Genomic DNA, 22,204 nt, shown 5'->3' on the forward strand with positions numbered 1-22,204 from the left:
CTCGAACAACTAGCCCTGATTGGTATTCTCCTATGGCCGATCGCTTCCCTCCGCACATCGACATGGACACCCCCAGCATCGCACGAATGTACGACTACCTGCTGGGCGGAAAGGACAACTTCGCCTCCGACCGCAAGGCATGCGAAGAACTGGCCGCGGGCATCCCCGAACTCGTCTCCTTCGCCAACGACAACCGGGCCTTCCTCGGCCGGGCCGTGGAACACGTCAGCGCCCGAGGCATCGACCAGTTCCTCGACCTGGGCGCCGGTCTGCCCACCACCGACAACACCCACCAGGTCGCCCAGCGCGCCAACCCCCGGGCCCGGGTCCTGTACATCGACCACGACCCGATCGTGCTCGCCCACGGCCGGGCCCTGCTCGGCGACACCGACACCACCGCGTTCCTGCTGTCCGACATCCGCGACACCGAACGCATCCTGCGCTCACCGGAGGCCGTCAAACTCATCGACCCGGACCAACCGGTCTGCGTCATGATGGTGTCCCTGCTGCACTGCCTGCCCGACGACAGCGACCCCTTCGGGATGGTGCGGGACCTGGTGGAGCGGCTCGCCCCCGGGTCGGCGATCATCTTCTCCCACATCGTCTCCGACGACCCCGAGGCCGCCGCCTGGATGACCGACAAGATCCTCTCCTTCGGTACCCCGTGGGGCCGGGTGCGCAGCCCACAGGAGGCCTCCGCCGTCTTCGAGGGGTTGGAGGTGGCCAGTGCCTGGACCGACGGTCGCGAGCAGGAGCCCCGCAAGGTGGACTGCTCCACCTGGCGCAACCCCGACCGCGACCCCATCACCCGCCCCACCGACCCCGGCGTCAAACGCTGGGAGCTCGCCGGGGTCGCCTTCAAGCCCTGACCGGCGCACCCCGACGCGGCGCCCTCAAGGCATCGGCGGCGCCGGTGGAGTGGGATCCTCCGAGCCCAACCACCGGTGCACCTCCTCCATCGGCAGGGCCTGCGTCAACCGGTCCAACCGACCGTGTTCGGCGATCTCGCGGGCCGCTCGCAGGGCGTGGGTGAGAGCGGTCCGCGACAGACCCGACCCCAGGCTGACCCGGCGGGCGCCCAACGCGCCCAGTTCGGCCACCGTCATCCGTGCTGCCGCACCGGCGGCCAGGACGTTCACCGGCACTTCCACCGCCGCGCACACCGCACCGATCGCCTCGGCGTCGAGCAGACCCGGGGCGAAGACCACGTCGGCGCCGGCGCGTTCGAAGGCCCGCAGACGGGCGATGGTGTCCTCCAGGTCGGGGCGCCCGTGCAGGAAGTTCTCCGCCCGGGCGGTCAACGTGAAACGGAACGGCAGCGCACGGGCCGCCTCCACCGCGGCCTCGACGCGCTCCACCGCCTGATCCAAGGGCCGGATCGGTGCGGAGGCGTCCCCGGTGGTGTCCTCCACCGAACCGCCGACCACCCCGGTACCGCCCGCCCGGGTGATGGTACGGGCGACCTCGGCCGGGGTGTCACCGAACCCGCCCTCCAGGTCCGCCGAGACCGGCAGGGTCGTGGCGGCCGCGATCGCCGCCCCGTTGCCCAGGGTCTGGCCCAGCCCCACCCCGCCATCGCCGTCACGCCGGCCCAGCGCGTGCGCCAGCCCGGCGCTGGTGGTACCCAGGGCGGTGAACCCGGCGGTCTCCAACAGGCGGGCCGAACCGGCGTCCCAGGCGTTGGCCAGTACGAATACGTCCGGGCCCTGGTGGAGTGCGTGGAAACGCTCGCCCCGCTCGCGCAGGGCCTCATCGGTGTTGTCCATGGTCCCTTGTACCGTCCCGGAACAGCTCGCGCACACCCTTTCCTCAAGGGGGATCAGTCCTGTTCGGCGAAGACCTCCTGGGCGATGGCGAAGGCCTTGTTGGCGGCGGGCACCCCGCAGTAGATGGCGGCCTGCAGGAACACCTCGCCGATCTCGTCCGGGCTCAGCCCGTTGCGCAGCGCGGCGCGCACGTGCATGGCCAGTTCGCCCCAGTGCCCCTTGGCGACCAAGGCGGTCAACACCATGCAGCTGCGGGTGCGTCGGTCCAACCCCGGGCGGGTCCAGATCTCACCCCAGGCGTAACGGGTGATGAGGTCCTGGAAGGGTTCGGTGAACTCGGTCTTGCGCGCCTCGGCCCGGTCCACGTGGGCGTCGCCGAGCACATCGCGGCGCACCCGCATACCGGCGGCGTGCCGGTCGGCGGCGGTCAGGTGTTCGGTGATGAGGGTGTTGACGCGGTCGGCGCGCTCCCAGGACAGCAGGTGCGCGGCGCCCTCCAGCACCACGGAGCGGGCCCCGGGGATGCCTTCGGCCAGCAGCGCGCCGTGTTCCTCGGGCGGGGTGGAGGGGTCCTGCGCGCCGGAGACCACCAGGGTGGGGGCCGCGACGCGGTGCAGTTCCTCTCGGGTGTCATGGCCTCCGATGGCCTCGCAGCAGCCCGCGTACCCCTGGTCGGGGGTGGCCACGATCTGGTCGCGCAGCGCATGAACCTGGCTCGGGTGTTCCTCGATGAAGCCGGGGGTGAACCAGCGTTCCACCACGGTGTCGGCCAGGGCGGCGGTGCCCCTCTCCCGGGCCAGGGCCGCACGGTCGCTCCAGTTCCGCGCCGGCCCCATGTAGGGGGAGGTGGCCAGGAGGACCAGGCGGTCGATCCGCTCGGGGGCGTTGATCGCCAACCACTGGCCGACCATCCCGCCGATGGACAGGCCCACGTAGTGGGCACGCTCGATGCCGAGCCGATCCAGCAGGGCCAGGACGTCCCCGCCCAGGTCGGCCATGCCGTAGGGGCCCTCGGGCGCGGGAGAGCCCCCGTGCCCGCGGTGGTCGATCCGGATCACCCGGAAGTGCGCGGACAGGGCCTGGACCTGTGGGCCCCACATGTCCAGGGTGGTGCCGAGGGAACCCCCCAGGACCAGGGGCGGGGCGTCCGCCGGGCCGCTCACGGTGTGGTGGAGTTCAACGCTCATGGGTTTCCTTCTTCGCTGTCGGTACGACCTGGCCGGCCGGTCCCATCCGGGCCGGTCCTACCCGTGACCCGGTCGGTGAACACGGGTGCGGCGCCGAGGTAGGCGGCCGGGTCGAGCAGGGCACGGACCTGCTCGGATGTGCGCAGCCCTTCGAGGTGTGCGGTGACCGTGTCGACGAGGTCGCGGTCCTCGGTCACGGACACACGGCAGGCCTCGGTGACCCGACGGTGGGCCTCCATGCGCCCCAGTTCGGGGATCAGGTCGGTGGTCAGGCGTTCGCTCAGGGCCAGGCCACCGGTGAGTTCGAGGTTGGCGCGCATGCGTTCGGGGTGCACGCGCAGCCGTTCGACACCGGTGCGCAGCCAGGACACGGCCGAACCGGCCCGGCGCAGCAGGTCGGTCAGGGGCAGCCACTCGGCGTGCCAGGAACCGGCCGCGCGCTGATGTTCCTGGATCTGCGCGCTCAAAAGGGTGGCGACCAGTCCTGGGGCCTGGCGGGCGTTGGCCAGGACGGAGACCGCCGCGACCGGATTGCGTTTGTGCGGCATGGTCGAGGAACCACCGACTCCGGCGCCACCCTCCTCGGTGACCTCCCCGACCTCGGTCTGAGCGAGCAGGACCACGTCTTGGGCGACGTTGCCCGCCGATCCGCATACCCGTCCCAGGGCGGAGGCGATCTCGGCGACGCGCCCACGTTCGGTGTGCCAGGGCAACAGCGGTTCGGGAAGCCCCAGGCGGGCGGCGTAGGCGGCGACCACGTCGGGTCCGTGCGGGTCCAGGGAGGCCAGGGTGCCCACCGCACCCCCGAATTGGGCGGCCAGGTGGTGGGTGAGGACCTCGTCGAGCCGCCGGGCGGCGCCGGTCAGTCCCTGGGCCCAACCGGCCGCGACGGCCCCGAAGGTGGTGGGCAGGGCCTGCTGGAGGAGGGTGCGCCCGGGCATGGGCGTGGTGCGGTGCCGGTGGGCCAGGTCGGCGAGATCGGCGCTCAGCAGGGTCAGGTCGGTGTGCAACGCGCGACCGGCCCGGCGCACCACCAGCATGGCGGCGGTGTCCATGATGTCCTGGCTGGTGGCGCCGCGGTGCACGTGTCGGGCGGCTTCGGGGTCGTCCTCGCCGACCCGCGCGGTCAGCTCCTTGACCAGGGGGATGACGGGGTTGCCCCCACCGGCGGCCGCCGCGCCCAGGGCCACCGGGTCGTAGTGCTCGGCGGCGCAGGCGGTGGCGATGGCGCCCGCCTGTTCGACGGTGATCAGCCCGACCTCGGCCAACGCCTGCGCCAGGGCGGCCTCGGCGTCGAGCAGGGACCGCAACCACGCGGTGTCGTCGGTGAGCGGACCCACGGGACCCCGATCGAGAACCCCGTCGAACAGGCCGGTCATGAAGGTTTCCTCGCTGTGCTCAGATGTCGAAGAAGACGGTCTCGTCCTCGCCCTGCAGGTGGATGTCCAAACGGTAACCGTCGTCCTCGCGGTGGGCGATGAGGGTTGCGCGCGCCCGCGGGTCCTCGATGGCGTTCAGCACCGGGTCCTGGGCGTTGGCGCTCTCCTCCTCCGGAAAGTACAGGCGGGTGACCACGCGGTGCAGCATGCCGCGCGCGAAGACCGACACGTCCACGTGCGGGGCCTGGTCGCCGGTGGGCCCGGGGACGGGTCCGGGTTTGAGGGTGAGGATGGCGTAGGAGCCGGTGTCATCGGTGGGGCAACGGCCGAACCCGCGGAAACCGGGCAGGTTCTTGGCCCCGCGCGGGTCGTCGGGGTGGTCGAAGCGACCCTCGGGGTCGGCCTGCCAGGTCTCGATCAGGGCGTCGGTGACCGGCGCGCCCGCGCCGTCGTGGACGGTGCCGCGCAACCACACGGCGCCCGGGGTGTCCCGGGCCACCGCGAAGGGGCCGTCGGGCCAGGGCAGCCCGATGTGCAGGTAGGGGCCCACGGTCTGAGACGGGGTGGTGGGGTGGGTGCTCACTCGTCGTCCTCCAGGACCTCTTCCTCGGACTCGAACGGGGTCTGTTCGCGTCCGCGCAACACGATGTCCCACCGGTAGGACAGGGCCCACTCGGGTTCGGTGGTGTCGTAGTCGAAACGGGCGAGCATGCGCTCGCTGGCCTTCTCGTCCGGGACCGACTGCCACATGGGGTCCTGGAAGAAGAGCGGGTCGTCGGGGAAGTACATCTGCGTGACCAGGCGCTGGGTGAAGGCGCGGCCGAACAGCGAGAAGTGGATGTGGGCGGGACGCCAGGCGTTCTGGTGGTTCTTCCAGGGGTAGGCGCCCGGGCGGATGGTGACGAACCGGTAGCGACCCTGGTCGTCGGTGATGACACGGCCGACGCCGGTGAAGTGGGGATCCAGGGGCGCGGGCCAGTTGTCGGCGGCGTGCCGGTAGCGTCCGCCGGCGTTGGCCTGCCAGATCTCCACGAGGGTGTGCGGGACGGGGCGGCCATCGCTGTCACGGACCTGCCCGTGCACGATGATGCGCTGGCCCTGGGCTTCGCCGTCGTGTTGGCGGGTCAGGTCGTGGTCGTCACCGACGACGCGGTCCTCACCCAGAACGGGTGAGGTGATCTCGGTGAGCATGTGCGGGAGCAGGGTGAGCGGGCGCTGGGGGTGGCGCAGGGAGGTGCTCTTGTAGAGCGGGTAGTCCAGCGGGGGGTGGGTGTCGTGGTCGCGCACGTAACCGGGCACGTGCAGACCCTCGTGGGAGGTGTCGGACATGGTGCTGCTCCTTTCAGGCGTGCCCGTTCAGGCGTGCAGGACGACGGCCAACCCCTGGCCGACCCCGATGCACAGGGCGGCCAACCCCCAACCACCGCCGCGACGGCGCAGTTGGTGGGCCAGTGAGCCGATGACGCGCGCCCCCGAGGCACCGAGGGGGTGACCGATGGCGATGGCGCCGCCATTGGGGTTGACGATGTCGGGGTCCAGCCCCTTCCAACTGCGGACACAGGCCAACGACTGGGCGGCGAAGGCCTCGTTGAGTTCCACCGCCGACAGATCGGCCCAGGTGATACCCGCGCGTTCCAGGGCGATCTCGGCGGCGCGCACGGGGCCGATGCCGAATACGTCGGGGTCGACCCCCGCCACGCCCCGGCTGACCAGTCGGGCCAGGGGCTCGTGCCCGGTGGCCCGGACCGCGGCGTCGTCGCCCAACAGCAGGGCGGCCGCGCCGTCGTTGAGGGGCGAGGCGTTGCCCGCGGTGATGGTGCCCTCCTCGCGGAAGGCGGGCTTGAGGGAGGCGAGCTTGTCGAGGGAGGTCTCTCTGATGCTCTCGTCACGCTCCAGGTGGGCGCCCTCGACCTGGACGATCTCGTCGTCGAAGACTCCCCTGGCCCAGGCGTCGGCGGCCTTGGTGTGGCTGGCCAGGGCGAAGGCGTCCTGGTCGGCGCGGTCGACGCCGTATTGCTCGGCGAGCCCCTCGGTGCTCACGCCCAGGGACAGCGTCCACTCCTTGGGCATGCGCGGATTGACCATGCGCCAGCCCAGGGTGGTGGAGTGCAGGGTGGTGTCGGTGGCGGGGAAGGCCTTGGCGGGTTTGGGCATCACCCAGGGGGCCCGGCTCATGGACTCCGCTCCCCCGGCCAGGACCAGGGAGGCGTCACCGGTCTGGACGGCGCGAGCGCCCTGGATGGCCGCCTCCATTCCGGAGCCGCACAATCGGTTGACGGTGGCCCCGGGCACGGAGGTGGGCAGTCCCGCCAGGAGGGCGGCCATGCGGGCGACGTTGCGGTTCTCCTCGCCCGCCCCGTTGGCGTTGCCGAGCAGGACCTCGTCGAGGGCGGCGGGGTCCAGGTCGGGCGCGCGCTCGACCAGGGCGCGGACCACGTGGGCGGCGAGGTCGTCGGGGCGGGTGCCCGACAGGGCGCCGCCGTACCGGCCGAAGGGCGTACGGACGGCGTCGAGAACGTGGACGTCGGTCACCGGTGTCTCCTGGGATGTGTGGCGTACGCTTACCTAACAGTGTTAGGCAAACGGTATCGGGTCAGGTGCGGGCCGTGCCGGTCAGGGAGCGCAGGACGGAAAGCTCGGCACCGGAGGGCTCGGGGGTGCGCCGCGGATCCTCGGCGACCCGCAGGTCCCAACCGGTGGCCGCGCGCACGTCGGCGACCTCCACCCCCGGGTGCACGCCCACCAGGGTGAGCTCGCGGGTGATCGGGTCGGGTTCGAGCACGCCCAGGTCGGTGATGATCCGCACCGGTCCGGCACCGGTGAGCCCCAACCGTTCCCGATCGCCGGGGCCCGCCCCGTGCCCGACCGAGGTGATGAAGTCGACCTTGTCGACGAAGGCCCGCCGGCTGTGCCGCATGATCACGATGACCTCGCGGCAGGAGGCGGCGATCTCGGGGGCACCGCCGGCTCCCGGCAGGCGCACCTTGGGATCGTCGTAGTCGCCGATGACGGTGGTGTTGATGTTGCCGTACCGGTCGATCTGGGCGGCGCCGAGGAAACCGACGTCGATCCGCCCGGCCTGGAGCCAGTAGTTGAACACCTCGGGCACCGACACGACCGTGTCGGCGGTCTCGGCGAGGATTCCGTCACCGATGGACAGCGGCAGGCGGTCGGGGGATGCGCCCAGGGTGCCCGACTCGTAGATCATCCACAGGTCGGGGGCGTGGGTCCGGCTCGCCACGTTGGCCGCGGTGCTGGGCAGGCCGATGCCGACGAAACAGGACATGCCATCGCGCAGCGAACGCGCGGCGGTGACGGTCATGATCTCGTCGGAGGTCCAGGTCAGAGTGGTCATGCGCCTTTTCCCACGGGTTCGGGGTCGGAGGTGGAGGAGGTGTCGGGGCCGGTGGATCCGGTGAGTTCGGCCAGCCAGGCGCCGAAGGCCTCACGGTCGCGTCCCACCGCGTCCCAGTCCTTGTAGGCGGAGTTGTCGCGCTCGTAGTAACCGTGGGCGTAGGAGGGGGCCGCGCCACCGGGGACCACGCTGACCGCGTCGACGACCCGGGCCGGCAGGACGACCTGGCCGGGCACGGGTTCGAGTTCCTCGACGACCTCTTCGACGGTGACCAGGACCCGGTCGGCGGCCATGGCGGCCTCCTTCTGGATCCCGGTGATGCCCCACAGCTGCACGTTCCCGGCGGTGTCCGCGCGCTGGGCGTGGATGATGGTGACGTCGGGGTTGAGCGCGGGGACCGCGGCCAGTTCCTGCCCGGTGAAGGGGCAGGTGATCGTCTTGATGTGGGGGTTGTTGCCGACCAGGTCGGTGCCGCTGTAGCCGCGCAGCACGGCGAAGGGGAGACCTGAGGCGCCCGCGACGTAGCGGTTGGCCATCCCGGCGTGGCTGTGCTCCTCGATCTCCAACGGGACCGGCCAGGAGCGGGTGACGGCGTCACGGAAGCGATGGAGCGAGCCGACCCCGGGGTTGCCGCCCCAGGAGAAGACGAGCTTGCGCGCGCAACCGGCACCGATGAGCTGGTCGTAGACGATGTCGGGCGTCATCCGCACCAGGGTGAGGTCGCGCAGACCCTGCCGGATGATCTCGTGCCCGGCGGCCACGGGGATGAGGTGGGTGAAGCCTTCCAGCGCGACGGTGTCGCCGTCGTGGACGAGCTGCCCGACCGCCTCGTTCAGGGGCACGGCCATAGCGACCCTCCCGTTCGTATAGCGAATGAATGTTCACAGTGCGAACATCTTGGGTATGACAGTAGCGCCGCTCACAGAACGGGTCAAGAGACACACCAGGTGTTCGGTATGAGAACATCGCCCGTGGGCAGAGCAGCGCCCACGGCGAAAAGCACCCCACCCCCCGACTCGGAAAGGCTCCATGACCACCGAAGACGCGCCAGAACGCGGAGCCCACTTCGTCCAGTCCCTGGAACGAGGACTGACGGTCATTCGCGCCTTCTCAGCCGAACGACCCTCCATGACCCTCAGCGAGGTCGCCCGCGCCACCGACCTCACCCGCGCGGCCGCCCGACGCTTCCTCCTCACCCTGGTGGACCTGGGCTACGTGCGCACCGACGGGCGCATGTTCTGCCTGACCCCGCGCGTACTGGAGCTGGGCTACGCCTACGTGGCCTCCGCCGGGCTGCCCGACGTCGCCCGACCCCACCTGGAGGACCTCTCCCGGAGCGTGCGCGAGTCCGCGTCCGTCTCGGTGATGGAGGGCGACGACGTACTCTACGTGGCCCGCGTGGCCACCACCCGGATCATGGCCGTGGCCATCACCGTGGGCACCCGCTTCCCCGCCGCGGCCACCTCCATGGGCCGGGTCCTGCTGGCCGGATTCGACGAGGGCGCGCTCACCGGCTACCTGGACCGGGTCGAACTCCAGCCCCTGACCCGCTTCACCATCACCCACACCGCGGGGCTGCGCTCGGAGATCCTCAAGGTGCGCGAACAGGGCTACGCCATCGTCGACCAGGAACTGGAGGAAGGGCTGCGCTCCCTGGCCGCGCCCATCCGCGACACCGACGGCAAGGTCATCGCCGCCGCCAACGTCTCCGCCCACGCCAACCGATCCTCCATCGACGACGTGCGCCGCGACCTGCTGCCCGCGCTGTTGGCGACCACCGCCCGCATCGAGGCCGACCTGGCCGCCGTGGCCCGCCGCGACACCAGCCGCTGAGACCCGCAGATCACCCACACGCGCGCGGCGCTCGGGCCTTGCGGGGCCCGGGCCGGGCCTGGGACCCTGCCCCGACCCGGCGGCGACACGAGCACGCGAAGACGAGCCACGCCGCCGGCGAACTGACACCATGGCACGCATCCGGCCCTGGCGCCGCTTCGAAAGGGACACCGTGACCGACGCACACACCGCACTCCCCATCGCACAGCAGGCGGGCACGCTCTCGTTCGGCGATGACCTGCACGTCCATCGCCTGGGGTTCGGGGCGATGCGCCTCGTCGGAGAAGGCGTGTGGGGTCCGCCCCGCGACCGTGACGAAGCCCTGTCCGTGCTGCGCCGCGTCGTCGAACTGGGCATCGACTTCATCGACACCGCCGACTCCTACGGGCCCCAGCTCGGCGAGCAGCTCATCAAGGACGCCCTGTACCCCTACCCCGATGACCTGGTCATCGGCACCAAGGCCGGGTTCGCCCGCACCGGCCCCTCCCAGTGGCACAAGCTGGGCCGCCCCGCCTACCTCAAGCAGCAGGTGGAGCTGAGCCTGCGCAACCTGGGCCTGGAGCGCATCGACCTGTTGCAGCTGCACCGGATCGACCCCGAGGTGGCGCTGGCCGACCAGCTCGGCGCCTTGGTGGAGCTGCGAGAAGAGGGCAAGATCCGCCACATCGGGCTGAGCGAGGTGAGCGTGGACGAGCTCTCGGCGGCCCGCGCCATCACCCCGATCGTCTCGGTGCAGAACCAGTACGCCCCCTCCTTCCGCCAGTCCGAGGACGTGCTGGAACAGTGCGAGAAGGACGGCATCGCGTTCCTGCCCTGGGCGCCGGTCGGGAGCGGAGAGATGGCCTCACCCGACTCCCCGCTCGCCGCGATCGCCGCCGAACACGACGTCAGCCCGGTGCAGCTGGCACTGTCCTGGCTGCTGCACCGCTCCCCCGTCATGCTGCCGATCCCGGGCACCTCGAAGGTGGCGCACCTGGAGGAGAACACGGCGGCGGCCTCGGTACGACTCTCCGAGGACGAGGTCGAGCGGATCAGCCGCTTCCTGTCCTAGCGCAAAGCACGGACCTCGGCGATCACGCGCGCGGCCGCGGCGTCGGGGTCCTCGTGCTCCCACACGCGCACCACCCGCCACCCCTGCTCGCTCAAACGGGCGTTGGTGTCGGCGTCGCGTGCCCGGTTGACGCGCACCTTCTCGGCCCAGTAGCCGGCGTTGGTGGCGGCCTTGGTGTGGTGCCGGGGACAACCGTGCCAAAAACAGCCGTCGACGAACACCGCCACCTTGAGCCGGGTGAACACCAGGTCGGCCGTGCGCCGAAGCCCCGGCAGGGGTCGCGCGCAGACGCGGTAGCGCAGCCCGGCCGCGTGTACTCTGCGGCGGATCGCCAACTCGGGCCGGGTGTCACGCCCCTTGTTGGACCGCATGCTCTTGCGGGTGCCCTCGTTCGCCGCCCGTGTCGGCCGTCGCGTGTCCATCGTCTCCGATCCTAGCGATTCGCCGAGGCGGGGTCCCTCCTCTATCTTGAGCCTCATGCTCACGGACGACTCGATCACCATCGTCGACCTGTTCTCGGGGTGTGGCGGGCTCACCGCGGGCTTCCACTCCTACCGGGCACCAGGACACGACGCCTCCCCCTTCCGTACGGTGGGCGCGGTCGAGCACGACCTGGCGGCGGCCTCCACCTACGCGGCCAACTTCGGCGAGCACACCGGCACCGAACGCATCCACGCCGGCGACATCGAGGCCTGGGATCCGGGTGTGGTCCAAGAGGACGTGGACGTCATCCTGGGCGGCCCACCCTGCCAGGGGTTCTCGGCGCTCAACAAGAAGAACCTGCTCAAGGACCAGGGCGACGCCCGCAACGTGCTCTGGCGCGAGTACGTGCGCGTGGTGCGGGCCCTGCGCCCCAAGGTGTTCGTGATCGAGAACGTGGCCCGGTTCCTGGACTCGGGAGAGTACGCGCTGCTGCGCGCCGAGACCGAGGACCCCGGTGGGTTGCTGGGCGAATACGAACTGACCGAGGCCCGGGTGCTGAACGCGGCCGACTACGGGGTCCCCCAGGCCCGCCGTCGGGCCATCGTGCTGGCCACCCGACGCGACGTGCGCGCCGCCGCTCCGGAAGGGCTGGGCCTGGACTACCCCCGGCCCACGCACACCCGCCTGAAGCCCGGCGGCGCCCCGCTGTCGCCGTGGGAGACGGTCCAGTCGATCTTCGCCAAGACCCCGCGCGCGACCACCACGACCGAGTTGCCCGCGCGTCGCTGCGCACCGTTGGGGGTCGAACTTCCCGGGGCCTACCGGACCTTCGAACTGCATCTGGGGCGCACCCCCCGGCCCTTGTCCCGCCTGCGCTACGAGGCGATCCCGCCCGGTGGGAACCGCAACGACCTGCCGCCGGAGCTGTCCACGCAGGCCTGGCTGCGGCACCGGAGCGGGACCGGGGACGTCATGGGTCGGCTGCGCACGGATCGCCCCTCGGTCACCATCCGCACCGAGTTCTTCAAACCGGAGAAGGGGCGCTATCTGCACCCCAGCGAGCACCGACCCATCACGCACATGGAGGCCGCGCACATCCAGGGCTTCGACGAGGACTTCCGTTGGTGCGGGAGCAAGCTGCAGATCGCCCGCCAGATCGGTAACGCCGTCCCGGTGGGCCTGGCCTCGGCGCTGGCCGGCCAGGTGTACCGGTACCTGGTGGGGGTGGGCGCGGTCGCCGACCCGTCGCGACGAACGGCGCCCTGAACCGGCCCGACACGGCGAAGGGCCCGTCGGCCGTTCCGGCGGACCCCATGCCTGTGAAGGTGGGACTATCCCGGCCGCAGGCGGAACACCTGAAGGCGCATGTTGTAGTACTTCTCGGTCTCGCCGACCCATTCCATGTCGAGTCTTCGAGCGACGGCGATGGCTCTTTCGTTCTTGGGCCGGGCGACCGCGAAGACCTCCTCGATGCCCTGCTCGAAGGCCCAGGCGATGATGGCCCGGCTGGCCTCGGTGGCGTACCCCTGGCCCCACACCTCCGGACGCAGGGCCCAGGTCAGTTCGAAGTCCTCCTCAAAGGGCGGGAGCAGTTTCAGTGACAGCCCTCCCACCAGTTCTCCGTCCTCCTTGCGCACGATCGCCCAGCGCCCGGCGGGTGGGATCAGGTTCGGTCCCGCCTCGATCCAGGCGTGGAGCACCGAGCGCATGGCGCTGTCATCGGTCACCGGTTGCCATTCCGGCGTCAGCCAGTGCGCGACCTCGTCGGCCCCGTACACCCGCAGGGCCGCCTCGGCATCGCCCAGCTCCCACTCCCTGATCAGGAGTCGGTCGGTTGGCAGCTCAAGGCTCATACCACAACGTTAGCGCCCTACGAAGCACCGGCACAGGGGGGCTACCGCATGAGTCCCGATCCCTTACTCCATGAGGCCTGGGCATTGACCGAAAAGGCCTGCTCCACCGGGGGATCCAACGACGGAAGCTTGACGTGACCGTTCCTAAAGACGGAGCATCAGTTGCACATGCTCGGCCCAGCGCCCCGAACGGTCTTGGGCGTTGTGGTCCACCGCGTTCTGTCCGCGCCTGGCCCCATCGGATCGTGTCCGTGGTCCGCATGCGCGAGGGCGGTCTCCCTCACGCCCCGGGCCACATGGTCCGGCCTGAACGGTCCGATGCCCCGCACCATCACTCCGGTGATGCGGGGGCGGTGCCATCCGACGCCGGATCGCGTGCCCCAGAGCGCGCCTACCGATCGCCACCGCAGCGGCGGCGTGTCGGGAAGTCCTTGGTTTCCTGCCGGTCAGCGGCCTCTGCCAGTGCTGGGCGCCCCACCTGGAGGTGTAGGCCGCATCCACAGCGATGACCGTGATACCGGTGGTATCGGCCATCGAGGTCAGCCGGGCGCGCAGCCTGGCGGTGGGCATCCCGGAGATGAGCTGCCGGAACCGCTTCCTGCGGCCGTGCTTCTCCCGACTCTTGGCGTCGGTGAAGTCCAGGTCCTCCACCGCGATCGCTCGCACACCGCACCCGTGCGCCCAGCGCAACAACCGGGTCAAAGCGTGGCGGACCTGGGCGTCACGATGAGCAGCGGTGCCGGACAATCGGTAGTCGAACCGGCGCGGGTCCCCGATGGGGTTGCCATGGGTGTCCAGACGCCAGGCGGCCAGATGGTCGGCGTTCATATCCACCCCGATCACCCCTGGGGCCAGGGCGGCCCGAAGAGGGACCTGCGATGGCGCCGCGATCTGCCAGGAGGCGGTCAGGTACCAGCGTCCACGATCCACATCCAGGTGCACCCGGTAGGCCACCGCCCGGTTCGCCGCTACCCGCTCGGCCCACTCCCCGCCCCGGTGGGCTAAAACGGCCGTGCCCGAGAGCAGGTACCGGCCGTGCGGGGCATTCGCCCACCCGGCCAGCGGGGCCGGGAGTTTGATCGACACCTCACCTTGCGGGGTGACGCGGATCGTCTCGTTACCGAACCGCTTCCCCGTTTCCCCGTTGGCTTGGAGGAACCAGCGGGCCGCTTGCCACCGCTCACGCCATGAGGACTCGCTCAAGCCAGCATCGGCAAGGTGGTGGCGTTTGCGGGCCAAGTGCTTACCGCCACGCACCACGCGCACCACACCGGCCTCGAAGTCGTCCCGCACCACAGCCAGCCGGTCTTGAAGGGTGGCCAGGCGCCGTGACTTGGCGTGCCACTCCTGCCTGCTGCGGTAACCACCGGGCTTCTTCTTGGTGCCCTTGGTCCCGACCGGCAACGACAACCGGTGGCGGATCGTGGTGATCCCGGCTTCCACAGAGCGCAGGTGCGCCACCTGGCTACGCCGGGCCAGTGCCCATTGGTCGTGGGTGGCCTTGGTGATCGACCCCGCCCACCGCGAAGACGACTCCGGGGTCAGCGCCCGTTTACGCTCCGCCCACGACGCACTGTCGTGGCCCAGGTCATCGGCACAACGGGCCTTGAGATCGATAGCGGCCAACGAGCCCAAGTGTGCGCCGACCAACCGCAACACCTTCTCGTCCTGGGCGGTCAGGTGCTTGAGACGGGTGCGCACGGCCACACCGGTGGGCCCCGAAACCGGGTAGGGGTCGGCGATCGGTCGTAGACCTCGCTGGTCGGTGCCCACCACTGGCTTGCCACCCCCTACCCCTGGCCATGTTCGATCCCCCTGCTCGAACACCACGCTAGCCACCTCCAAGGGCGGGTGTGGCACGAACCGAGAAATTCCTCTGCCCGAGGCAAGGGGGCGGACCGGTCCCGACCCGGTGCCGAACCCTCTCGTCGGCGAACTGATTCGAGGTGTTCACTCATGAACGTTCCCGCACACCCATGTGACCGCGCACACGAACAGATGAAACCCCCCTTCACACGGAGCGCGTCGGTCGTTAGGGTGCCAAATTGGGAGCGCTCCCACCCCCCGAACTCCGACCCGCCAGGAGTGAAACGAGAAGATGACGACATCACGCACGGCCCTAGGGGCCATGACCGCGATGACGCTGGGCCTGCTCGTCGCAGGCTGCGCCACCCCCGCACAGACCGTCTCCCACGCCGAAGAAGCCCCCGAGGCGACCCAGGACAGCGAATTTTACATCAACCCCGACACCGCGGCGGCCCAATGGGTGGCCGACAACCCCGACGACCCCAGGGCCGCGCTCATCGAGGAGCGCATCGCCGGCGTCGCCCAGGCGACCTGGTTCGCGAACTACGACCCCACCACCATCGAAGCCGAGGTGGACGCCCTGGCCTCGGCCGCCGAAGCCGACGGCACCGTACCGGTCATGGTCGTCTACAACGTCCCCGGCCGTGACTGCGGAAACCACAGCGACGGCGGCGCCCCCGACCACGAGTCCTACCGCTCCTGGATCGACTCCTTCGCCGCCGGCCTGGACGGTCGCCCCGCCACCATCGTGATCGAACCCGACGCGCTCTCGCTCATGGGCACCTGCGAGGGCCAACCGCCCGCCGAGGTCATGGACTCCATCGCCTACGCCGGCGGCACCCTGCGGCAGGCCTCCGACCAGGCACGCGTCTACCTCGACATCGGCCACTCGGACTGGCACGCACCCGAGGACGTCGCCGAACTGCTGCACGGCGTCGACGCGGGCGAGACCGCCCACGGCATCGCCACCAACACCTCCAACTACCGCACCACCGCCGACGAGGTCGCCTACGCCGAGGCCATCGTGGCCGCCAGCGGCCTGGACCTGACCGCGATCGTGGACACCAGCCGCAACGGCAACGGACCCGCCGACGACAGCGAGTGGTGCGACCCGCCCGGCCGCGCCCTGGGCACCGCGACCACCTCCGACACCGGCAGCGCGGTCGTGGACGCCTTCGTATGGGTGAAGCTGCCCGGCGAGGCCGACGGGTGCGCGGGACCGGCCGGTTCCTTCATCCCCGACATCGCCCACGAGCTGGCCGAGAACGCCGGCGGCTGACCGAACGCACGGCGGCCGGTTCCCGTCGTGACGAGCGAGTCCGCCGGACCCGAGAAGTTCGGGGTCCGGCGGACTCCGCTTCCCATGACCGCAAGACACCAACGAAAATTCTTTCGCATAGGCGACAATTTCTTGCAATGATGTGGGGGTTCTTTCAACCGGTTTCGACGGAGTGTCCCCACATGCGGTTCAGCCACGACCCTCACCACGACGGCTCCCCCGACTTCGTGACCCCGAACGGGGGCCACGTCCACGTGCGGGTCCGGGTCCCCGGCGGCGCCGACGGGGTGTACGCACGCCTGGTGGAGGACGGCGAGGCCGTGCTGATCGAGGCCCGCCTGGAACACGAGGCCGACGGTGTGAGCTGGTACGGGGTGGATCTGCCCCGGCTGGAGGTGGTCACCACCTACCGGTTCGCCATCGTGCGCGATCGCCGCTACACCTGGCTGAACCAGGAGGGTCCGCACGACCACGAGGTCACCGACGACGGCGACTTCCGGCTCCTGGACTCCCCCGCCCCACCCGCCTGGGTGCCGGCGACCACCGTTTACCAGATCTTCCCCGACCGCTTCGCCCGCGATGACGACTCCGTCGACTCCCCGGCCGACCACCCCGAGTGGGCCCTGCCCCGGGACTGGGACCACGAACCCGCCGGATCCGGCCTCCTGGCGTCCCGGGAGTTCTACGGCGGCACCCTGGAAGGCGTGCGCCGGCACCTGGACCACCTGGCCGACCTGGGCGCCGAAGTGGTGTACCTGACCCCCTTCTTCCCGGCCGGGTCCACCCACCGCTACGACGCCTCCTCCTTCGACGAGGTCGACCCCTGGCTGGGCGGCGACGCGGCACTGAGCGCCCTGGTGCGCGAGGCCCGCGCGCGCGGTATGCGGGTGATGGGCGACCTGACCACCAACCACACCGGCGACGAACACGAGTGGTTCCGCGCCGCCAAGGCCGACGCCGACTCGCCCGAGGCCGGTTTCTACTACTTCACCTCCCATCCCGAGGAGTACGTGAGCTGGCTGGGGGTGCGCTCCCTGCCCAAGCTCGACTACACCGACTCCGAGCTGCGCGAGCGCGTGTACGGAGCCGATGACTCGGTGCTGGTCTCACGCCTGGTCGGCGAGGACCCGCTGGACGGGTGGCGCATCGACGTGGCCAACATGACCGGTCGCCTGGGCGCGCTGGACCTCAACCACGAGGTGTCCGGCGAGATCGCCGCGCGTATGCGCGAGACCGCCCCGCAGGCCTGGTTGCTGGCCGAGCACTTCTACGACGCCGGCCCCGACACCCGCCACGACGGCTGGCACGGGGTGATGAACTACGCCGGGTTCACCCGCCCGGTGTGGGCGTGGTTGAACACCGGGCCCGAGGGGGTGCGGTACGCGGCCACGCACACCTCCGCTCCGCTGCCCTCCAGCGGGGCCGCCGAGACGGTGCGGGCGCTGCGGGCGGCCAACGCGGGGCTGCCCTGGCGGGTGCGCACGCACAGCGTGAACGCGTTGAGCACCCACGACTCGGCGCGTTTTCGCACGGTGGTGGGCGACGCGGTGCGCCAGGCGGTGGGCGTGGCCGCCCAGGCCACCCTGCCGGGGGTTCCGTTCGTGTTCGCCGGTGACGAGATCGGGCTGCTGGGGCGCGACGGTGAGAACTCGCGGCGCACGATGCCCTGGCATCGGACCCAGGACTGGGACACCGAGGTGCTGGCGGCCCACCGTCGACTGTTGGCGCTGCATCGGGAGCTGCCGGCGCTGCAATCGGGCGGTCTGCGCTGGTTGGACACCGGTGAGCACCACATGACGTTCCTGCGCACCCTGGGCGAGCAGGTGGTGTTGGTGCACCTGACGGACGGGGCGCACGAGGCGGTCACCTGCGCCCTGGGCGACCTGGACGCCCGGGACCTGAAGGTGGTCGAGAGCGGCGGCGGGGCCAAGGCCCGGCTGGAGGGCGAGGTGGCGCTGGAGGCCGACGGGCCCGGGTTCGTGGTGGCCGTGGGCACCGGCACCCTGCCCACCCCCGCCTGATCACCTCGCCGCGCCACCCGCGTACGCGGGTGGCGCGGGTTATCCACAGGGCGCACGCTCTGAGGTGGCGGGGCGGTGGGCGGGCGTGGTCTTCTCGATATCGGGGGGACTTCGACTCTCCTCCGCTTCGTCATGCCCACGCCTGGGACCTCAGCTCCCCGGACGGTGACGAAGACGTGCCGCCCGCCGCGTCAGGTGCTCACGTTCGGCCAGGTTGGTGGCCTTTCGGGCGGCCTCGGCGTACAACCGGGCCGCGGTGTCCAGGTCTCCGGCGCGTTCGTGCAGGTGCGCCGCCACCGCACTGTGCCGGGGCAGCGACTCCTCCAGTTCGGCGAGCGCGACCAGGCCCGCGCCCGGCCCGTCGGCCTCGCCGACGGCCACTGCTCGGTTCAGGCGCACCACCGGGCTCCGGTTCAGCCGGACGAGTTCGTCGTACCACTCCACGATCTGCACCCAGTCGGTCTCCTCGGCTCGGGGCGCGTCGGCGTGCAGTGCGGCGATGGCGGCCTGGGCCTGGTACTCGCCCAACCGGTCGCGGGCCAGGGCCGCCCGCAAGATCGCGATCCCCTCGGCGATGGCCCCGGTGTCCCAACGACGACGGTCCTGTTCGGCCAACGGAACCAGAGCCCCCTCGGGTGTGGTCCGCGCGGAGCGCCGAGCGTGGTGCAACAGCATGAGGGCGAGCAGACCGGCCGACTCCGGGTGGTCCAAGGCGACGTGGAGCCGGCGGGTGAGCCGGATCGCCTCTGCGGCCAGGTCGAGCTCGCCGGAGTAGCCCTCGTTGAAGACCAGGTAGAGGACGCGCAGCACGGTGGCCGCGTCGCCAGGACGGTCCAGGCGTACCCCGGCCACGGTGCGCTTGGCCCGGCTGATGCGCTGGGCCATGGTCGCCTCGGGCACCAGGTAGGCGCGGGCGATCTGGCGGGTGGTCAGCCCGCCGACGGCGCGCAGGGTGAGCGCCACCGCCGACGAAGGGCTCAGTGCCGGGTGGGCGCATAGGAAGTACAGGTGGAGCGTGTCGTCCATCGCCGGCGCCCGCCCGGGCGCCGGTTCTCCCTGGAGGAGTTCCTCGCGTCGACGTCGGGCGGTCTCGGAGCGGGCCGCGTCGAGGAACCGGCGCCAGGCCACGGTGAGCAGCCAACCCTTGGCGTCCCTGGGCGGGTCGGTGGGCCACACGCGCAGGGCTTCGAGCAGGGCGTCCTGAACGGCGTCCTCGGCCGCCGCGAAGTCGGCTCCGCGGCGGACCAGGATCGCCAGGACGCTCGGGGTGAGGCCGCGCAGCCGGGCCTCGTCCATCGGCTCAGTCCTCGATGGTGGGCGGCTGGGTCAGGAACGGGCGCAATTCGAGCCACTCGTGGATGGGCTGCCCGCCGGCACCGGGGGCCGCCGACAGCTCCGCGGTCAGTTCCAGGGCGCGTTCACGAGTGTCGACGTCGATGACCATCCACCCGGCGATGAGGTCCTTGGTCTCGGCGAAGGGACCATCGGTGACCGGCGGCCGGCCCTCTCCGTCGTAGCGCACGAACGTGCCCTCGGGGGCCAGGGCCTGGGAGTCGACGAACTCACCGGTCTCCTCCAGCCGGTCGGCGAAGTTCCGCATGTACCGCACGTGCGCGGAGATCTCCTGCGAGGTCCACTGATCCATGGGCACGTCGTTGACCGCTGCGGGGGCGCCCCGGTAGTGCTTGAGCAACAGGTACTTGGCCATGGTGATCCTCCTCGGTTCCGCGACCCATCATGGTCGCTTTGACACCTGGGACGGAGCGGGCCACGGGTTCTCGACATCCGTGTCGAGGTTTTTTCGCGGGGAGGGTGCGGACACGACGAGGCCGGCGGCGTGTGAGATCCCCTCGATAGGTCCAGATCACCACAACGAAGGCCCCCGCGCCACCGTCGGCGAGGTGGCCTGTGGACAAGTCCGGGGTCAGGGCAGGACGGCCTGGATGTCCTTGGTGATGCGCGCGACCAGCTCGCCGGTGCGGCCGGTGAAGTAAAAGTGGCCGCCGGGCAGGGTGTGGTGTTCGAAGCCGCCTTGGACCCGCTCGCCCCATCCGGCCAGGCGCTCGGGGGTCATGCCGGGGTCGTCGGCGCCGCCGAAGACCGACAGCGCGACCCTCAGCGGCTCGGTCCGAGGGGCGGGGCGCCAGGTGTCGACCACCTGGAGGTCGGCACGGACCAGTGGTTCGACGTAGGCCCACAGTTCGGGGTCCTCCAGCGCGTGGCGCGGGGTGCCGCCCATCGCCGCGATGGCCTCGCGCAGGCGATCGTCGGAGGCCAGATGCCGGGGTTCGGCGCGTTCGGGACCGGGGTCGGGACTCCAGGCGGAGGCTCCCAACCAAGCGGGCGGGGTCTCGGTCAGGCGTCGGGTCATCTCGTAGGCGACCAGGGCGCCCATGCTGTGTCCGAACAATCCGTAGGGGCGGTCGAGCTCGGGGCGCACGATGTCGCACAGGTGCTCGGCCAGTGCTCCGGCCTCGCGGAAGGGTTCCTCGCCGGACCTGCGCGCCCTTCCGGGGGCGTCCAGCAGGCAGATCTCCCAGTCCGGGGGGAAGTGCCGGACCCATCCGCGGTATCCCAGGTGCGAGCCGCCCGCGTGGTGCAGGACGAAGAGCCGGAATCGGCTGTGGGGTACGGGTCTGAGCCGGGTCAGGGCGCCCTCGTGCACGGGTCTGCTCGCCTTCTTACTTACGGGTAACAAAGCGAACCTACCAGTCGGTAATCAGTGCGGGACCACCGGGCGAACCCATCCGCCTCCGCACCGTGACCGAACCCACGCACGACCGACACCACTCCCGACCCTCACCTCGACACCGGACCGAAACGGCCCGTACCACCTCGCCTTCCCGCCACCCGCAGGTGTGAAAACCATTCGTGCGGGCGGCTCCGGGTCCGGCACACTGGTCGCGGTCGAGGATCCGAGGCGAGGGGTGTGCGGTGGGGCGGGTTCCGGGGGCGCTACGGCACCGGCGTCTGCGCCTGCTGCTGGCAGGCCGCAGCCTCGGCGACCTGGGTGCCGAGATGCTCCCCGTGGCGATGGTGGGTCTGGTGCTGGTCGAACACGGACCCCTGCTGCTGGGCCTGGTATTGGGGGTGCGCGGGGCCGCCGGATCACTGTTCGCCCTGCTGACCGGAGCCCTGCTCACCCGGGTGCGCAAATCCACCGCCCTGGTCTTCAACGACACCGTGCAGGCGGTGGTGATGGCCGCCTTCGCGTTGGGCCCCGACGCGGCCTGGTGGCTGCTGGCCCTGGCGGCGCTGAGCGGGGTGTCGGGATCGGTGGCCGAACCCGCCGCCGGTTCGATGATGCCGCTGATCGTGCCCACCGAGCGGCTACGGGAGGCCAACGCCCTGCGCAACATCGTGGGCCGCTCCGCCGGTATCACCGGCCCCGCTCTGGCCGGGGTGCTGGTCGTGGCCGTGGACGTGCGCACCGTGTTCTGGCTCATCGCCGCCCTGTTCGTGGTGTGCGCGGGTGTGCTGGCACTGATCCGAGAGACCCCACCCACCGGCGAGCGGACCACCGAGACCATGGGCGCGAGCCTGCGCGCGGGCTGGCGCGAGGTGGTGCGCCGCCCCTGGGTACTGGCCATCATCGCGGTGGCCACCATCCAGGCCCCGACCACCCTGGCCCCCGGGTTCGTCCTGTTGCCGATCGTGGTCGCCGACTCCTACCCCGCGCCCGTCTACGGACTCGCCCTGTCGTGCATGGCCGCCGGGCAACTGGTGGGCGGAGTCCTGACCACCCGGTGGAACCCGACCCGTCCGGGACTGGTGTCTTTGGTAGGGACGCTGTTCTTCCCGTTGACCCTGCTCGGGTTGGCTCTGACGGCGCCGGCGCCGATCCTGTTGACCGGTTACGTGGCCACCGGCGCGGGCTTCATGGTGTTCGGCGTGTACTGGTACACCGCCCTGCAACGCTCCATCCCCCAGGAACGGCTGAGCGTGGTCATCGGCATCGACCAGGTCGGCAGCTTCGGACTGGAACCGGTCGGGTACGCGGTGGCCGGCGCCCTGGCCCAGACCGTGGGCGCCCGACCGGTCCTGTACGGGGCGGCCGTGGTGGGCATCGCCACCAGCCTGCTGCCGCTCCTGGTTCCGGGGGTGGACCGTCTGGCCGACCCCGAACCCGGGCACCGAAACGGCCCCTGCGCGGGAACTCCACGCGCCCCCTGAGCGACATGAGTGGTCGAACACCGATCACCACGCCTTGGAGGCACCTCGTGGACACCCCCGACCGTCCCCAACAACCCC

Annotated in this window: 21 protein-coding genes; 7 read left to right on the forward strand and 14 right to left on the reverse strand. The window is 70.9% G+C overall.

Annotated elements, in window-relative coordinates:
- The first annotated feature begins 32 nt into the window (after positions 1-32).
- Positions 33-869 carry an SAM-dependent methyltransferase gene (locus BQ8420_RS20645; protein WP_087100786.1) on the forward strand — a complete coding sequence of 279 codons (837 nt, stop codon included), beginning with the start codon at positions 33-35 and terminating at the stop codon, positions 867-869.
- Between the two features lie 24 nt (positions 870-893).
- On the opposite strand, the gene BQ8420_RS20650 is transcribed toward BQ8420_RS20645, so the two are convergent.
- The 8 genes from BQ8420_RS20650 to BQ8420_RS20685 all read right to left on the reverse strand — a co-directional run bounded on the left by BQ8420_RS20650 (position 894) and on the right by BQ8420_RS20685 (position 8,535).
- On the reverse strand, positions 894-1,766 hold the full coding sequence (locus BQ8420_RS20650) for an isocitrate lyase/phosphoenolpyruvate mutase family protein (RefSeq protein ID WP_087100787.1): 873 nt from the start codon (positions 1,764-1,766) through the stop codon (positions 894-896).
- A 53-nt stretch (positions 1,767-1,819) separates the two neighbouring features.
- The gene (gene pcaD, locus BQ8420_RS20655) at positions 1,820-2,953 is read right to left on the reverse strand and encodes a 3-oxoadipate enol-lactonase (RefSeq protein ID WP_087100788.1); all 1,134 of its coding nucleotides are present in this window, start codon (positions 2,951-2,953) and stop codon (positions 1,820-1,822) included.
- The gene (gene pcaB / locus BQ8420_RS20660; RefSeq protein ID WP_087100789.1) at positions 2,950-4,332 is read right to left on the reverse strand and encodes a 3-carboxy-cis,cis-muconate cycloisomerase; all 1,383 of its coding nucleotides are present in this window, start codon (positions 4,330-4,332) and stop codon (positions 2,950-2,952) included. Before pcaB ends, pcaD begins: the two co-directional genes overlap by 4 nt.
- Before the next feature lie 19 nt (positions 4,333-4,351).
- A complete protein-coding gene (gene pcaG, locus BQ8420_RS20665; protein ID WP_087100790.1) occupies positions 4,352-4,915 on the reverse strand; it encodes a protocatechuate 3,4-dioxygenase subunit alpha in 564 nt (187 codons plus the stop codon).
- A complete protein-coding gene (gene pcaH, locus BQ8420_RS20670; RefSeq protein ID WP_087100791.1) occupies positions 4,912-5,661 on the reverse strand; it encodes a protocatechuate 3,4-dioxygenase subunit beta in 750 nt (249 codons plus the stop codon). The genes pcaG and pcaH overlap by 4 nt, the downstream gene beginning before the upstream one ends.
- Before the next feature lie 27 nt (positions 5,662-5,688).
- Positions 5,689-6,864 carry a thiolase family protein gene (locus BQ8420_RS20675; RefSeq protein ID WP_087100792.1) on the reverse strand — a complete coding sequence of 392 codons (1,176 nt, stop codon included), beginning with the start codon at positions 6,862-6,864 and terminating at the stop codon, positions 5,689-5,691.
- A gap of 61 nt (positions 6,865-6,925) precedes the next feature.
- Complete coding sequence (locus tag BQ8420_RS20680) at positions 6,926-7,687, reverse strand: CoA-transferase subunit beta (RefSeq protein ID WP_087100793.1); 762 nt, start codon at positions 7,685-7,687, stop codon at positions 6,926-6,928.
- The gene (locus tag BQ8420_RS20685; RefSeq protein ID WP_087100794.1) at positions 7,684-8,535 is read right to left on the reverse strand and encodes a CoA transferase subunit A; all 852 of its coding nucleotides are present in this window, start codon (positions 8,533-8,535) and stop codon (positions 7,684-7,686) included. Before BQ8420_RS20685 ends, BQ8420_RS20680 begins: the two co-directional genes overlap by 4 nt.
- 181 nt (positions 8,536-8,716) lie before the next feature.
- Here BQ8420_RS20685 and BQ8420_RS20690 point away from each other — a divergent pair, with 181 nt between their 5' ends.
- On the forward strand, positions 8,717-9,520 hold the full coding sequence (locus BQ8420_RS20690; RefSeq protein WP_087100795.1) for an IclR family transcriptional regulator C-terminal domain-containing protein: 804 nt from the start codon (positions 8,717-8,719) through the stop codon (positions 9,518-9,520).
- A 172-nt stretch (positions 9,521-9,692) separates the two neighbouring features.
- Positions 9,693-10,571 carry an aldo/keto reductase gene (locus tag BQ8420_RS20695; protein ID WP_235006390.1) on the forward strand — a complete coding sequence of 293 codons (879 nt, stop codon included), beginning with the start codon at positions 9,693-9,695 and terminating at the stop codon, positions 10,569-10,571.
- Here BQ8420_RS20695 and BQ8420_RS20700 read toward each other — a convergent pair.
- Complete coding sequence (locus BQ8420_RS20700; RefSeq protein WP_087100797.1) at positions 10,568-10,993, reverse strand: very short patch repair endonuclease; 426 nt, start codon at positions 10,991-10,993, stop codon at positions 10,568-10,570. The two genes, BQ8420_RS20695 and BQ8420_RS20700, sit on opposite strands and share 4 nt — an antisense overlap.
- A gap of 55 nt (positions 10,994-11,048) precedes the next feature.
- Here BQ8420_RS20700 and BQ8420_RS20705 point away from each other — a divergent pair, with 55 nt between their 5' ends.
- Entirely contained in the window at positions 11,049-12,260 is a 1,212-nt protein-coding gene (locus tag BQ8420_RS20705) for a DNA cytosine methyltransferase (RefSeq protein ID WP_087100798.1), read from the forward strand.
- A 65-nt stretch (positions 12,261-12,325) separates the two neighbouring features.
- Here the strand turns inward: BQ8420_RS20705 and BQ8420_RS20710 are convergent, their stop codons facing one another.
- Together BQ8420_RS20710 and BQ8420_RS20715 are read right to left on the reverse strand one after the other, a co-directional pair.
- A complete protein-coding gene (locus tag BQ8420_RS20710; protein ID WP_087100799.1) occupies positions 12,326-12,847 on the reverse strand; it encodes a GNAT family N-acetyltransferase in 522 nt (173 codons plus the stop codon).
- Positions 12,848-12,991: 144 nt separating this feature from the next.
- The gene (locus tag BQ8420_RS20715) at positions 12,992-14,623 is read right to left on the reverse strand and encodes a transposase (protein WP_200816022.1); all 1,632 of its coding nucleotides are present in this window, start codon (positions 14,621-14,623) and stop codon (positions 12,992-12,994) included.
- A 322-nt stretch (positions 14,624-14,945) separates the two neighbouring features.
- On the opposite strand from BQ8420_RS20715, the gene BQ8420_RS20720 reads away from it, so the two are divergent.
- Positions 14,946-15,932 (forward strand): glycoside hydrolase family 6 protein, encoded by a 987-nt coding sequence (locus BQ8420_RS20720; RefSeq protein WP_235006391.1) that lies wholly within the window; start codon positions 14,946-14,948, stop codon positions 15,930-15,932.
- A gap of 182 nt (positions 15,933-16,114) precedes the next feature.
- Positions 16,115-17,953, forward strand: a complete 1,839-nt coding sequence (locus BQ8420_RS20725) for a glycoside hydrolase family 13 protein (RefSeq protein WP_087100801.1) — start codon at positions 16,115-16,117, stop codon at positions 17,951-17,953.
- Positions 17,954-18,103: 150 nt separating this feature from the next.
- On the opposite strand, the gene BQ8420_RS20730 is transcribed toward BQ8420_RS20725, so the two are convergent.
- The 3 genes from BQ8420_RS20730 to BQ8420_RS20740 all read right to left on the reverse strand — a co-directional run bounded on the left by BQ8420_RS20730 (position 18,104) and on the right by BQ8420_RS20740 (position 20,618).
- On the reverse strand, positions 18,104-19,249 hold the full coding sequence (locus tag BQ8420_RS20730; RefSeq protein ID WP_087100802.1) for an RNA polymerase sigma factor: 1,146 nt from the start codon (positions 19,247-19,249) through the stop codon (positions 18,104-18,106).
- Between the two features lie 4 nt (positions 19,250-19,253).
- On the reverse strand, positions 19,254-19,661 hold the full coding sequence (locus tag BQ8420_RS20735) for a YciI family protein (RefSeq protein ID WP_087100803.1): 408 nt from the start codon (positions 19,659-19,661) through the stop codon (positions 19,254-19,256).
- Between the two features lie 216 nt (positions 19,662-19,877).
- Positions 19,878-20,618 carry a thioesterase II family protein gene (locus BQ8420_RS20740; protein ID WP_087100804.1) on the reverse strand — a complete coding sequence of 247 codons (741 nt, stop codon included), beginning with the start codon at positions 20,616-20,618 and terminating at the stop codon, positions 19,878-19,880.
- 269 nt (positions 20,619-20,887) lie between these two features.
- Between BQ8420_RS20740 and BQ8420_RS20745 the strand changes: the two genes are divergently transcribed.
- On the forward strand, positions 20,888-22,126 hold the full coding sequence (locus BQ8420_RS20745; protein WP_087100805.1) for an MFS transporter: 1,239 nt from the start codon (positions 20,888-20,890) through the stop codon (positions 22,124-22,126).
- The last annotated feature ends 78 nt before the right edge of the window (positions 22,127-22,204 follow it).

This window comes from Nocardiopsis sp. JB363 (assembly GCF_900143625.1).
Classification (GTDB): Bacteria; Actinomycetota; Actinomycetes; order Streptosporangiales; family Streptosporangiaceae; genus Nocardiopsis.

Coding starts and splice junctions, on each gene's coding strand:
- BQ8420_RS20645 (WP_087100786.1), top strand. CDS start 33: ATGGCCGATCGCTTCCCTCCGCACATCGACATGGACACCCCCAGCATC.
- BQ8420_RS20650 (WP_087100787.1), bottom strand. CDS start 1,766: ATGGACAACACCGATGAGGCCCTGCGCGAGCGGGGCGAGCGTTTCCAC.
- pcaD (WP_087100788.1), bottom strand. CDS start 2,953: ATGAGCGTTGAACTCCACCACACCGTGAGCGGCCCGGCGGACGCCCCG.
- pcaB (WP_087100789.1), bottom strand. CDS start 4,332: ATGACCGGCCTGTTCGACGGGGTTCTCGATCGGGGTCCCGTGGGTCCG.
- pcaH (WP_087100791.1), bottom strand. CDS start 5,661: ATGTCCGACACCTCCCACGAGGGTCTGCACGTGCCCGGTTACGTGCGC.
- BQ8420_RS20680 (WP_087100793.1), bottom strand. CDS start 7,687: ATGACCACTCTGACCTGGACCTCCGACGAGATCATGACCGTCACCGCC.
- BQ8420_RS20685 (WP_087100794.1), bottom strand. CDS start 8,535: ATGGCCGTGCCCCTGAACGAGGCGGTCGGGCAGCTCGTCCACGACGGC.
- BQ8420_RS20690 (WP_087100795.1), top strand. CDS start 8,717: ATGACCACCGAAGACGCGCCAGAACGCGGAGCCCACTTCGTCCAGTCC.
- BQ8420_RS20700 (WP_087100797.1), bottom strand. CDS start 10,993: ATGGACACGCGACGGCCGACACGGGCGGCGAACGAGGGCACCCGCAAG.
- BQ8420_RS20705 (WP_087100798.1), top strand. CDS start 11,049: ATGCTCACGGACGACTCGATCACCATCGTCGACCTGTTCTCGGGGTGT.
- BQ8420_RS20710 (WP_087100799.1), bottom strand. CDS start 12,847: ATGAGCCTTGAGCTGCCAACCGACCGACTCCTGATCAGGGAGTGGGAG.
- BQ8420_RS20720 (WP_235006391.1), top strand. CDS start 14,946: ATGACGACATCACGCACGGCCCTAGGGGCCATGACCGCGATGACGCTG.
- BQ8420_RS20725 (WP_087100801.1), top strand. CDS start 16,115: ATGCGGTTCAGCCACGACCCTCACCACGACGGCTCCCCCGACTTCGTG.
- BQ8420_RS20730 (WP_087100802.1), bottom strand. CDS start 19,249: ATGGACGAGGCCCGGCTGCGCGGCCTCACCCCGAGCGTCCTGGCGATC.
- BQ8420_RS20735 (WP_087100803.1), bottom strand. CDS start 19,661: ATGGCCAAGTACCTGTTGCTCAAGCACTACCGGGGCGCCCCCGCAGCG.